General features: G+C 71.2%; 12 protein-coding genes. 5 read left to right on the top strand and 7 right to left on the bottom strand.

Annotated elements, in window-relative coordinates; all coding sequences use genetic code 11:
* The first annotated feature begins 52 nt into the window (after window positions 1–52).
* A complete protein-coding gene (locus ABT158_RS31885) occupies window positions 53–634 on the top strand; it encodes an RNA polymerase sigma factor (protein ID WP_352359731.1) in 582 nt (193 codons plus the stop codon).
* Entirely contained in the window at window positions 631–1,512 is an 882-nt protein-coding gene (locus ABT158_RS31880) for a hypothetical protein (RefSeq protein ID WP_352359729.1), read from the top strand. Before ABT158_RS31885 ends, ABT158_RS31880 begins: the two co-directional genes overlap by 4 nt.
* 27 nt (window positions 1,513–1,539) lie before the next feature.
* On the opposite strand, the gene ABT158_RS31875 is transcribed toward ABT158_RS31880, so the two are convergent.
* A complete protein-coding gene (locus ABT158_RS31875) occupies window positions 1,540–2,580 on the bottom strand; it encodes a nitrilase family protein (protein ID WP_352359727.1) in 1,041 nt (346 codons plus the stop codon).
* A 96-nt stretch (window positions 2,581–2,676) separates the two neighbouring features.
* Between ABT158_RS31875 and ABT158_RS31870 the strand changes: the two genes are divergently transcribed.
* Entirely contained in the window at window positions 2,677–3,573 is an 897-nt protein-coding gene (locus ABT158_RS31870) for a LysR family transcriptional regulator (RefSeq protein ID WP_352359725.1), read from the top strand.
* A 53-nt stretch (window positions 3,574–3,626) separates the two neighbouring features.
* On the opposite strand, the gene ABT158_RS31865 is transcribed toward ABT158_RS31870, so the two are convergent.
* Window positions 3,627–4,880 carry an SGNH/GDSL hydrolase family protein gene (locus ABT158_RS31865; RefSeq protein WP_352359723.1) on the bottom strand — a complete coding sequence of 418 codons (1,254 nt, stop codon included), beginning with the start codon at window positions 4,878–4,880 and terminating at the stop codon, window positions 3,627–3,629.
* A 176-nt stretch (window positions 4,881–5,056) separates the two neighbouring features.
* Between ABT158_RS31865 and ABT158_RS31860 the strand changes: the two genes are divergently transcribed.
* Entirely contained in the window at window positions 5,057–5,875 is an 819-nt protein-coding gene (locus tag ABT158_RS31860; RefSeq protein ID WP_352359722.1) for an alpha/beta fold hydrolase, read from the top strand.
* A 34-nt stretch (window positions 5,876–5,909) separates the two neighbouring features.
* On the opposite strand, the gene ABT158_RS31855 is transcribed toward ABT158_RS31860, so the two are convergent.
* A complete protein-coding gene (locus ABT158_RS31855) occupies window positions 5,910–6,395 on the bottom strand; it encodes a hypothetical protein (RefSeq protein ID WP_352359720.1) in 486 nt (161 codons plus the stop codon).
* Window positions 6,396–6,467: 72 nt separating this feature from the next.
* Between ABT158_RS31855 and ABT158_RS31850 the strand changes: the two genes are divergently transcribed.
* Window positions 6,468–6,956: a GNAT family N-acetyltransferase gene (locus ABT158_RS31850; protein WP_352359718.1), complete on the top strand. Its 489-nt coding sequence runs from the start codon at window positions 6,468–6,470 to the stop codon at window positions 6,954–6,956.
* A 76-nt stretch (window positions 6,957–7,032) separates the two neighbouring features.
* Here the strand turns inward: ABT158_RS31850 and ABT158_RS31845 are convergent, their stop codons facing one another.
* The 4 genes from ABT158_RS31845 to ABT158_RS31830 are packed head-to-tail and all read right to left on the bottom strand — an operon-like array spanning window position 7,033 to window position 12,081.
* Window positions 7,033–9,009 carry a right-handed parallel beta-helix repeat-containing protein gene (locus tag ABT158_RS31845; RefSeq protein WP_352359716.1) on the bottom strand — a complete coding sequence of 659 codons (1,977 nt, stop codon included), beginning with the start codon at window positions 9,007–9,009 and terminating at the stop codon, window positions 7,033–7,035.
* Window positions 9,010–9,034: 25 nt separating this feature from the next.
* The gene (locus ABT158_RS31840) at window positions 9,035–9,892 is read right to left on the bottom strand and encodes a carbohydrate ABC transporter permease (RefSeq protein WP_352359714.1); all 858 of its coding nucleotides are present in this window, start codon (window positions 9,890–9,892) and stop codon (window positions 9,035–9,037) included.
* A 9-nt stretch (window positions 9,893–9,901) separates the two neighbouring features.
* Window positions 9,902–10,852 (bottom strand): carbohydrate ABC transporter permease, encoded by a 951-nt coding sequence (locus tag ABT158_RS31835; protein ID WP_352359712.1) that lies wholly within the window; start codon window positions 10,850–10,852, stop codon window positions 9,902–9,904.
* Complete coding sequence (locus ABT158_RS31830; protein WP_352359710.1) at window positions 10,834–12,081, bottom strand: ABC transporter substrate-binding protein; 1,248 nt, start codon at window positions 12,079–12,081, stop codon at window positions 10,834–10,836. Before ABT158_RS31830 ends, ABT158_RS31835 begins: the two co-directional genes overlap by 19 nt.
* Between the last annotated feature and the right edge of the window lie 73 nt (window positions 12,082–12,154).

Raw genomic sequence — 12,154 nt, 5'->3', positions numbered from 1 at the left:
ACGACCGACAAAGTTGCGACACATCTGTGGGGCTGCCGGACATGACCCAGGCATGAACGTCACCGACACCGGGCCGCCGGAGCGCGCTCAGCGCTTCGCCCGGCTCTACGAGCAGACGTATGCCGCGTTGCTGCGGTTCGTCGAGCGTCGCGTCCACCCCTCGCACGCCGAGGACGTGGTCGCCGACGTGTTCCTCGTCGCCTGGAGGCGCCTGGACGACGTGCCGCCCGCGGCGGACGAGGCGCGGGCCTGGCTGTTCGGCGTGGCGCACCGCACCCTCCGCAACGGGCTGCGGGCCGACCAGCGGCGGCAGGCGCTGGCCGTCCGGATCGCCGACAGCCGGCTGACCGGTGCCGCGGCGGCCGGGCTGGACCCCGAGCTGGTGGCCCGCCGGCTCGACCTCGTCCAGGCGTGGCGGCGGCTCAGCCCGCGCCACCAGGAGGCGCTGGCCCTGGCCGTCTGGGACGGCCTCACGGCCGCGCAGGCCGCCCGGGTGCTCGGCATCTCGCCCGTCGCGTTCCGGCTCCGGCTCACCCGGGCCCGGCGCGCCCTGCGCCACCATGCCGACGCGGCCCCCGCCCCGACCGCCCAGCCCGTGGCGACCGCCACCGCAGACACCCGGAGCATGCCATGAACGACAGCCTCGAACACGTCCTGCGCGGCCTCGACCCGGCCGTCACCCCCGCCGGCCTGGACCCCGCCGCCGAGCCCGGAGCCCGGGCCCTGCTGGCCCGGGTGGTCGCCACCGACCCGGCGGCGGCGTCCGCGACCGGCCGACCGCGCCCGTTCACGACCAGGCGTCTCGTCGCCGTGGCCGGCGGGGTGGCCGCCGGCGTCGCGGCGGCGGTGCTGCTGCCCGGCGTGTTCGGCGGCGGCTCGGCGATCGCGGCGTGGACCGCGACGCCGCACACGGTGACCGGTGACCGGGCCGCCGAGGCCCAGGAGAAGTGCCTGGACCACGCCCAGGACGCCGCCCGGCGCACGACCGGGCGCGAACTCGGCTTCCGGCCCGTGGTGACCGAGGGCCGGGGGCCATGGACGCTCGTCTACGTCAACGACGGCAGCAGCCGTCTGGCCGAGATCAGCTGCCTGTTCCGCGACGGCGGCATCGCCGCCGCGGGCGGCTCCACGCCCGGGCCCGGCGCACGGCCGCTTCCGCCGGTCCCCCCGGGGTCGGCGCGGGCCGCCCTCGGCGCGGTCGTGAGCTCCGGCGAGGAGAGCGTGCGCATCGTGACCGGCAGGGTCGGCGCCGGCGTGGCCGGTGTGGAGCTGTCCACGGAGGCGAAGGGCACGGTGACCGCGACCGTCACCGGCGGCTACTTCGCGGCCTGGTGGCCGGACGCACCGACGGACGAGGAGCGCGAGAGGGCCTCGTCAGGCCGGGGTGGCGTCAAGGGCGTCACGACGATCCTCCAGGACGGATCGCGGCACAGCGTCTCCCTGGAGGACCTCACCGGCTGGACGGGCGCGCACCTGGGCGCACCGGCCACGGGCGGCTCGGCGCGCGGCTGACCTGGGGCGCCACGGCGGCGCCGGGCCTCATGCCCCGGCGTCGCCGGCCCCGCCGCCGGGGGTGCGGAGGAGCGGCACCGGGTCGGTGGCGAAGCGGGCGGCGCGCGGGTCGCGTTCGTCGCCGAACTGGTGGGTGAGGATGTCGTAGAGTTCCGGGCGTCGTCCCTGGAGCCATCGGCGGCCGGTCGAGAGCGGCAGCAGGGTGAGGTCGAGGTCGGCGGTCACCATGTCGTCACCGGCCGCCCAGGTCTCGCCTAGGATGCGGCCGTAGGGGTCGATGATCATGGCGTTGCCGGTGCGGATCTCGTCGTCGTCCTCGCCGATGCCGTTACTGAACAGGACGAACAGCCCGTTGTCATGAGCACGGGCAGGCAGCCAGCGCATCAGCCACTGGCGTCCGCTGGGGCCGCGCAGCTCGGCCTCGATCGCCTCCGGGGCGCTGTGCCGGTTCCGCCAGAGCTGCACGGGGATCGGGCGCATCCCGTGGGGGCTGCGCGAGGCGGTGCCGCCGGTCTGGTGGGGCGCCACCAGGATCGAGGCGCCCATCAGCGCGGTGGCGCGGACGTTCTCGACCAGGTTGTTGTCCCAGCAGATGAGGATGCCCATGCGCACGCCCCAGGGGGTGTCGAAGACGGTGTAGGCGTCGCCGCTGCTGATCGCCGGGTGCTCGAAGGCGTGCAGCTTGCGGTGACGGTGGACGGATCCGTCCGGGAGGCAGAGGGCATAGCTGTTGAACAGCCGCCCGTCCGCGTCGCTCTCCAGGAAGCCGACTCCGACGGCGAGGCCGTGCTCGGCCGCCAGCGCGCGGACGGCGGTGACGGACGGGCCGTCCACCGGCTCGGCGAGCACCCGCAGCCGCTCGGGGGGCTGGCGGCGGAGATGCCAGTAGCCCAGCAGGCACATCTCCGGGAAGGCGATGACCTGCACGCCGTCCGCGCTCGCCACGCCCACGTGGTGCTCGACCTGGGCCAGGTTGTAGGTCTTGTCGTCGGGACGATGCTCGAACTGCACGGTCGCGCACCGCAATGCCGGCGTGGGGGTCTCGGCCGTCTCGTCGTTGTCCGCCATCGCGAACCTCCGGATCCTTGGGGTGGCTCACCAGGAGATCGCATGCGCGACCCATTCGTCCAATGAATCTTTTTCGCTGTTCGATAGGGTCATGGAATGGATCTGGTTCTGCTCCGCGCCTTCCTCACGGTCGCCGAGCACGGTCACTACGGCCGCGCCGCGCGAACGCTGAACGTCACCCAGCCGACGCTCACGAAACAGATCCAGTCGCTGGAGGCGCAGGTGGGAGGGCGGCTGTTCGACCGCGGCCGGCACGGCGCCGCGCTGACCGGCCTGGGCGCCGTCCTGCTCCCGGACGCGCAGGCTCTGCTGCGGCGCGCGGACGCGCTCACCCGGCGGATGGCGAGAATGGCCACCGGCGAGATCGGGCGGCTGGCGGTCGGCTTCGGGCTGTCGAGCATCGACCTGGCCCCTCGGATCGTCGCCGCTTTCCGGCGGCGCCACCCCGACGCGCACGTCACTTTGGATGACATGTCGTCACAGGCCCAGCTTGACCGGATCGACGCGGGCGACCTGGACGTCGGTTTCGTCCGGCTGCCTCTCGAAGGCGGATGGGGACGGCTGCCCCTGGCCGGCGACCGCCTCGCCCTCGCCTGGGCCGGCCATGACGACCGGCCTCCGCACGACGTCGGAGATCTCGCGAGATGGGCGGCCCGTCACGGCTTCCTCCAGTTGGCGCAGGAACGAGGGCCCGGACTGGCACGGCAGATCAGCCACCTGTGCACCGCCGTCGCGATCCGTCCTGCCGTCGTCCAGGAGGCGCAGGACCTGCAGACCGTCCTCGCGCTGGTGGCGGCCGGCGCGGGGGTCGCCTTCGTGCCGGCCAGCGCCCGCCGTATCGCGCCGTCCGCTGTCACGATCACGCCGATCCGCCATCCGGCGGCCGAATGGCAGATCGCCGTGGTGTGGAAGGACGGGCGGTCCGGCCCGTTGACGGCCGGTTTCCTGGACCTCGTACGAGAACACGGCCTGCTGGAAGGCGGCGGCTCCTGAGCCGCCGCCTCGGTCGCGGCGCGTCCCCGCCGGTCGCCGGCCTCGCGGCGACGTCAGGAGAGGGTGAGCGTGCCGTCCGGGTTGCGGGCGCACGTGACGATCGCGCGGGGCGCCGCGGCGAGCGCGCCGGTCAGGCACTGGCCGAGGACCGTGTGGCCGGCGGCGTTGGGGTGCCACGACTCCTGACAGGTCTGGAAGTAGGTGACGCAGGTGTTCGCCGCCCGCTGGATCCCGATCTTGTCCCAGCCGGACAGGCTGGTGATGAACGTGCCGGACGGCCCGTCCTGTACCCGGACCGGCGTCGCGAGCGCACCGGCCGGGCTGCCGGGGTTCTCGCAGAGCCTGGCCCCGTCGAAGGCCTTCTGGACGTCCAGCACGCGCAGGTCGGCCGCCGGGCGTTCGGCTGCCAGCGTGGTGAAGGCGTTCTTGACCAGTTGGCCGAGGTTCTGGGAGAACACGTGCCCGGGGGCGAGGCTCGCGCGGTGGATCGGGCACCCGGCGGCGTAGCGCTCGGCGCCGAGGGCGCGGAACTTGTCGCGGGTGTCGGTGCGGCCGTCCTCGTCGTAGTACTGCGGGGCGACGTCGGGCGGCAGCGGGTTGGTGTAGGTCTGCAGGATCACCTGGTGGACGCCGTCGGCGTCGATCTGGTCGAGGGTGTCCAGGATCTGGCGCAGGGCCGCGGTGGTCTCGGCGGTGGCGGCGGCGACCTCGGTGTCGGTGGCCAGGTCGGAGGCGGTGCAGGGCCGCTGCGGCACCTCGCCCTTCAGGTAGGCCCAGAACTCCCACCAGCCCGTCCAGGCGTCGGCGATGAAGCGGTTGGCGCACAGGGTGGCCACGTCGCCGAAGGTGAACTGGGTGTTGTTGGAGCCGAGGCCGACGAGGACGACGTCGATGTCGTGCGTCCGGGCGACCGCGCGCAGCTGGTCGAGTTGCGAGGCGACGGTGCGGCCCTCGGCCCGGGCGCTGGAGGGCGCGGCGATGTCGGCGGGCTGGGCGCCCGAGCACGCGAGGTTGAATCGTTGCTGGATGCCGGGGAGCGACGCCGCGAACACCGAGGCGTTCGCCGACCGGTGACAGAAGTAGGCGTTGCTGTTGGCCGCCGACCAGCCGGGGAAGCCCTGTGCCGCACCGGAGGCGTCGACGACGGGCTGGTAGTTGCCCGCGCCCTCGCCGCTGATGAAGCTGTCGCCGAGCGCGACGGCGGCGGTCGGCAGAGCCGCCTGCGCCGGTCCGCTCCGCACGGCCTGGATGCCCGCCACGCCCGCCAGGAGCATGACGACCGCGGCCGCACTCCGGAGGAGCCTCATGACCACCTCATTTCATACTGATTAAGTACGAAATACGCCTGGGTGGATCACAACATGCGGCGCCGGCAGCGTCAACATGCCGATGTGGGGGCCGCGCACGCCTACCTGGGACGTAATTGTTGCCCTTACCTCTGACTGAAAAGCTCAGGACATCGCACGACATGAGGAGTCATGAGATGTTCTTCGAGACCACGGACGGCACCCGCCTCGCCTACGAGGACTACGGTCAGGGCAAGCCCATCGTCTTCGTCGCCAGCGTGATGTTGTCGGCGGACATGTGGGAGTACCAGATCCCGTACTTCGTGGAGCGCGGCCACCGTTGCGTCGCCCTCGACCGGCGGGCCCACGGGCGCTCCGACCGTCCCTCGACGGGCTACGACCTGGACACCGGCGCCGACGACCTGGCCGAGCTGATCGAGCTGCTCGACCTGCGCGACATCACCTTGGTCGGTCACTCCATGGGCGGCGCCGAGGTCGCCCGGTACCTGGCCCGTCACGGCGACGAGCGCGTCGCGCGGGTGGCGTTCGTCTCGGCGATGCTGCCGTTCCTGCTGCGGACCGACGACAACCCCGAGGGGGTGCCGGGCGCCGTGCTGGAGGCCTCGATGGCGGCCCTGGACGCCGACCGTCCCAAGTGGCTGGCCCAGCGGGCGCAGGCGTTCTTCGCCACGCACCTGGGCAACGAGATCTCCCCCGCACAGGTGGACTTCACGCTGCGGCAGTGCCTTGAGGTCTCGCCGTGGGCGATCCGCCAGTACCAGCGGGCCGCCATGACCTTCGACCACCGGGCCTCGCTGGCCGAGATCGCCGTGCCCGCGCTGGTCGTGCACGGGGCCGCCGACGCCTCCGTGCCGGTGGCCGTCACCGGGCGGCGCACCGCCGAGCTGGTTCCCGGGGCGACCTACCTGGAGTACCCGACCGGCGGGCACGGCCTGTTCGTCACCCACCGCGACCGGTTCAACGACGACCTGCACGCCTTCATCAAGTCCACCTGACGGCGGTCGCCGTCATGACCGCCTGGAGCGGTGGTCACTCGACCACCCGGCCTGTCGCCTTCTTGCCGTCCATGCGTACGGCCAGGCAGTAGACGGTCCTGGTTCGAGGCCAGTCCTCCGGGCCCGGCCCGACCCACGCCATCCCGATGTCATCCCTTTTCGACTTCTTGATGCGCATTCTGGGAAGGCATCCGTTCTGCGCGAGCCGCGTCAGGTCCGCATCCGGGTACGGCCCGTCCGGGAGGACGTATGTGGTGGAGAACTCGGCCGAGTGCGGCACGTGGCAGGGGACGACGGTCACCAGGTACGTCTGGGGAAAGGGTTCGACGCAGTCGCCGGGTCGTAGTTCGGTGGCGTAATACCGTTGCGTGCCGGGAACGGTGCTCTGCTGCAGCGGAGTCTGCGGGGCGGCGGCGGGTTCCGGCCGAGCGGACCCGGACGACTCCACCGGCACCGGCTCACCTGCGCAGCCGGTGAGCGAGATGGCTAAGCAACATGCGATCAGTGATGTGCGAACCATGGCACAAGGGTGGCAGCATCAGAGCGCTCCGGAGGCCCCCTGGTGCCTCGGCGTCGCCGGTATATTGAGCGGATGCTGATCAGGGAAGCCACCGTGGACGACTGGTCGGCCATCTGGCCGTTCTTCCGCGAGATCGTCGCCGCCGGTGAGACCTTCACCTATCCGCTCGATCTCGGCCAGGAGGAGGGGCGCGGCTGGTGGTTGCTGCCCGCCCCGAACCGCACGGTCGTCGCGGTCGACGACGACGGGACGATCCTCGGCACCGCGAAGATGAACAACAACCAGATGGGCAACGGCGCGCACGTCGCGAGCGCCAGCTACATGGTCGATCCAGCGCATTCCGGACGCGGTGTGGGCCGCGCGCTGTGCGAGTACACGATCGAGTGGGCCCGCACCTCGGGTTTCCGGTCGATGCAGTTCAACGCGGTCGTGGAGACCAACGAGACGGCGGTGCGGCTGTACCGGAAACTCGGGTTCGAGGTGCTCTGCACCGTGCCGGAGGGCTTCCGGAGCCCGGCGAAGGGCTACGTCGGACTGCACATCATGTACCGCGCCCTCTGACGACCTCCCGGAAGGCGCTCCGCGCGCCGGATCCGGCGCCCGTGGTGGCGGCCACGGACGCCGGGCCGCTTCTGTCCTACCGGGTCGCTCCGGCCACCCACTTGGGGGCGCCGTACTGGTAGGCGCCGAGGCTCGGGAGCGGGTCCGTCGAGCCGTCGTTGACGCCGGGCAGCGGGATCGCCTGGTTGCGCGCCGGGGACGCCTCCGACAGCCGGTAGTCGCGCCCGGCCGGGTCGACGAACAGCGGGTCGACGTCGGCCGGCAGGTTGTTGGACAGCACCATCCCGCCGTTGGCGGCGCCGTCGAGGCCGCGGATCGGGCCGATGTTGTTGTAGACCTTGGTGCCGGTCGAGTTGCCGGGCTCCTTGACGTAGAACATCGTCATGCCGCCGGTGTTGTTGTAGACGCCGTTGTTGTGCGAGCCGCCGCCGAGGCCGTTGAGCATGACGGTCCCCTCGGGGTTGCCCCAGCCCACGTTGGCGGCGATGGTGATGTTGCTCTGCCCGTTGTCGGCGTAGACGCCGGTGACCCCGAACTTGGTGGCGCCCCACCGCGGCGCCGGATCGTGCAGCACGTTGTGGTCGATCGAGGTCCCCAGCATGTCGGAGCCGCAGCAGGTGTAGACCGCGGCCACGTCCAGGCTCAGCCGGGCGTATCGGGAGATGTCGTTGTAGGCGATGCGGTCCGGCCCCGGCGTGCCGCCGGCGGCGTTGTCCCACTGCAGGTTCACGCCGCTGCGGCCGACCCGGTAGATGGTGTTGTGGGTGACCGTCTGGCTGTTGCCCTGCACGGCGACGCCGGCCGCGTAGGTGCCCAGGTAGTCCACGTCGTGGATGACGTTGTTCGTCGCGGTGTTCCGCATGCCGCGCAGCGCGATGCCGTTGCCGGCGCTGAGTGACAGGTCGCTGTTGACGACCTTGTTGTCCGTGCCGTTGAGCACGATGCCGGTGTCGGCGACGCCCCGGGTGACGGTGGAGCCGCAGTCGGTGGCGCCGCGCGTGATGTCGGTGTAGTGCGACAGGTACGTGCCGGTGATCCCGTCGATCACGACGTGGCTGCTGCCGGGGCCGGTCTCGATGGTGGCGGCGAACAGGCCGACGCCGGCGATCGTCGTGTGGCCGGCGTTTCGCAGGTCGAAGGCCAGCGTGCGGGCCTTGGCCTCGATCACGTGCCGGTTGGGGTCGTCCTCGCTGTACAGGTAGAGCCGTTTGCCGGCCGGGTCGTAGAACCAGGTGCCGGGGTGGGCGAGCTCGCCGATCTTGCCGGCGAGCGCGTACCGGGTGTCCTTCGGGATCACCTTGTGGACGCACGGCGGCGCCACGTCGAGCACGACCGAGCCCACGTCGGAGCTCTTGATCGTGGAGGTCGCCGTGATGTACCAGTAGTTCGTCGTCACGCGGGCGCCGTTCCAGTAGCCGGCCGGGCGGGTCAGCGCGTCGTCGGCGACGGTGGCCTCCGCGCTGCCCGGGCCGGCGTACCGCACCGCGGGTTCGAGCAGGTCCAGGCCGGGGTAGGGCCACTGGGCCTCGACGTTCATCCGCTTGTCGGTGAAGGTCTGCACGGTCGTGACGTCGGGTCCGAGGTCGGCGCGGGCGCTGTGGACGTGACCGTCGCGCACGGCCTGGGCGAAGGGCGAGTCCGGCGCGTACGGGTCCGACTGAGCGATGCGGGCCACGTCCTGGGCGGTGACCGGGGACCAGCCCCTGATCCGCTTGGCGCCGCTCACCGTCACGCGCGCGCCGGGGGCCGCCCGGTAGGTGATGGGCAGTCCGGGGGCGCCCGGCCTGGCGGGCACGACGGTCTCCTCGTAGGTGCCCGACTGGATCAGGCAGGTGTCGCCGGGCGTCATGACGTCGGCGCACCGCTGGATGTGGCGGTAGGCCGTCGCGGCCGACCGGCCGTCGGCCGAGTCCCTGCCCCACGGCGCGACGTGGTAGGTGGTGCCACCTGCGCTCGTGCCCTGCTCGGCCGCCGCCGGGACGGCCGTGACAGCCAAGAGCACCGTCGCCACCGCCACGGCCGTGAACGGCCGCCGATTGCGTAACAAGGTCATGGTCCCTCTTTCCGTGACGGGCCGTTCAGCCCTTGACCGCGCCGACCGTGAGGCCGCTGATGATGTGGCGCTGCATGTAGACGAAGAAGATGACGACCGGTGCCACCGCCAGCAGCAGGTTGGGGAACACCCTCGTCAGGTCGGTCGAGTACTGGCTGATCCCGGCGTAGATGGCGGTCGTCACCGTGTACCGGCCGGAGCCGGGGCTGAGCAGGATCTGCGGGCTGACGAAGTCGTTCCAGATCCCGATCGAGTTGAGGATCAGCACGGTGACCACGGCGGGCCGCATCAGCGGGAAGATGATCGTCCAGAACGTGCGCAGCCGGCCCGCGCCGTCGATCATCGCCGCCTGGTCGATGGAGGCCGGGATGGTACGGATGAAGCCGACGAACAGGAAGATGCTCACCGGCAGGGTCGAGGCCACGTCGTGGGCCACGAGGCCCGCCACGGTGTTGGCCAGGCCGACCGAGCGCAGCACGTAGATCACCGGGATCACCAGCGCGGCGCCCGGGATGAACGTGCCCGCGAGGAAGTACAGCAGCAGCAGCTGGGAGCGGCGGCCGAGGCTGCGCGCGATCGCGTACGCCGCCGGCCCGGCCAGCAGGATGCACAGGACGTCCACGACGACGACGAGGAACAGCGTGAAGCCGTAGCTGCGGATCACGTTGTACTGGGGGCTGTCGACGGCGTTGGCGAGGTACTCGAAGGTGAGGTCGCCGAACGGGAGGGAGAAGGGGTTGCCGAGGATGTCGTCCTGGGACTTGAAGCTGTTGACCACGAGCAGGTAGACCGGCACGGTCATGGCCACCAGGAGCAGCGCCAGCATGACCGGGCGCACGAACGAGCGGCGCCCGCCGCGGGCGGCTCGGCTTTGTTCGATCATCACCGTCCCCTAACTCGTGGTGGCGCGGTCTTGCCGGTTGCGCGCGGCGGTCACCAGCAGGGCGAGGCCGGCGCACACGACCATGAGGAAGACGGCCTGCGCGTTGGCGTAACCGACCTTCGTCCCCTCGAAGGACCTGGCCAGGATGAGGAACGAGTACGTCTGCGTGGCGCCCGCGGGCCCGCCGTTGGTGAGGCTCACGACCAGGTCGTAGGTCTTGATCAGGCCGATGAGGTTCAGCACGGTGGCCACGGTCACCACCGGGGAGATCATCGGGATCACCACGCGCAGGTTGGCCTGGCGCCGGGTCGCGCCGTCGATCGCCGCGGCCTCCAGCAGTTCGGCGGGGACCGTCTGGAGCGCGGCGACGAACAGCACGACGTTGAACCCGAAGCCGGCCCACACGATCACCGCGATGAGCGAGACCAGGGCGAGGTTCTCCTCGAACAGGAAGCCGACGGGCCCGATGCCGAAGTGCTGCAGCGTGCTGTTGACGGCGCCGTTCGTGCCGAGGATCGCGGCCCAGAGGAAGCCGAGGATCAGCGCGCTGATCACGTGCGGGTAGTAGGCGAGCGTGCGGAAGAACGAGTTCGTCCGCGAGCGCTCCTTGAGCAGCAGCGCGTACGCCAGGCCGCCGCCGATCATGAGCAGGGTGCCGGTGACGGCGACGAGGGCGGTCACGTACCAGGCGCCGGTCGAGCTCGGGTCGTCGAACAGGTGCAGGTAGTTCTCGAAGCCGACGAACACCGCGTCGGAGAAGCCGTTCCAGTCCGTCAGGCTGAGGTAGACCGCCACGCCCACCGGGACGACGGTCATCACCGTGTAGACCAGCACGGACGGCGCGACGAGCCCGATGGTCACCGCCCTGGCCCGGTGCCTGGCCGGCAGCCACTCGCGGCGCGGGCGCCGCGGCTCGGACGCCTGCCGCTCCGGCCGCCGGGTCAGCTCTGCGAGTTCCACCACTTGTCCAAACCGGCGGCGACCTGCTCGGCCGTGGCGCCCGTGTACAGCTTCTGCACCTGCGTGTTGAGCTCGGCCGGATAGCCCTCGACCGGCTGGCGCTCGCCCGACTTGACCAGGACGGACGGCGCCTCCTCAAGAATCTTCTGGACCTGCGTGCCGAGGCTGGACATCTTGTAGGTGAAGCCCTTGCGCAGGTTGCCGTCGGCGGCGAGCTGGCTCTCGATCGCGGCCGGGTCGGTGACCAGCCACTTCACGAAGTCGATGGCGGCGGCCTTGTGCTTGGAGGCGTTGACGACCACGTACGGGCTGGCGATGTTGCCGTACTGGCCGGTGGGGTGGGAGCCGTCGGTCGGCATGGAGAAGACGCCGATCTCGTCGCTCTTCTTGGCCGCGTCGGCGGCCGGGACGAAGAAGGAGCCCATGACGTACATCGCGGACTTGCCGTCGAGGAAGGCCGTCTGCCCGTCGGCGTAGGTCAGGCCGAGCGCGCTCTTGTCGAGGTAGCCCTGGTCGATCCAGCTCCGGAAGCGCTGGAGGTACTTCAGGTAGTCGCCGGTGGCGAAGGCGACCTGGTTCTGCTTGCGCTTGACCGTCCAGTCGGGGTCGGCGGTGAGGACGCCGGAGTCGGCGATCAGGGAGAACTGCGCTCCCGGCACCCACTGGCCGGCGCTCTGCAGCGGCGTGTAGCCGGCGCTCTTCAGCTTGGCCATGGCGTCCTGGAACTGGTCGAGCGTCTTGACGGCGGTGGCGTCGATACCGGCCTTGGCGAAGGCGGCCTTGTTGTAGAAGACGAGCGACTGGATCTGCTGGCCGACGCCGACCAGGTAGCGCTTGCCGTCCACGGCGTACTGGTCGGCCAGCGGGGTCTGGCCGGTCCACGCCTCGCCGGTGAGGTCGGCGAACAGGGCGGCGTTCTCCTTGGTCGGGGTGATCTGCTGGGCGATGTCCGGCGGGTCGCCGGCGGCGAGGTCCTGGGTGAGCTTGGCGGTCGCCGAGACGGTCCCGGTGAGCTCCAGGTTGACCTTCACCCCTGGGTGGCTCTGCTCGTACTTCGCGAACAGTCCCTTCCAGTACTGCTCGGTCAGGTTCGGGCTGATGTTGACGATGATCCGCAGAGTCGTGGCGCCGGCCTGCGCCGGGTCCTCGCCGCCGCAGGCGGTGGCCGCGGCCACCACGGTGGTGGCGGCCACCGCGACCGCGCACGCCCGGCGCAACTGTGTTCCCATATCCGCTGCACGCTCCAATTGCATAGTCATGACCGGTGGAAGGTCGGGGGTGGACTGGCCGTCCTCGGGAGCC

It is taken from the genome of Nonomuraea sp. NPDC001636, assembly GCF_040298265.1.
Lineage (GTDB): Bacteria > Actinomycetota > Actinomycetes > Streptosporangiales > Streptosporangiaceae > Nonomuraea.
The sequence above is the reverse complement of the archived record's forward strand: the minus strand, read 5'-3'. Positions and strand labels throughout refer to the sequence as shown.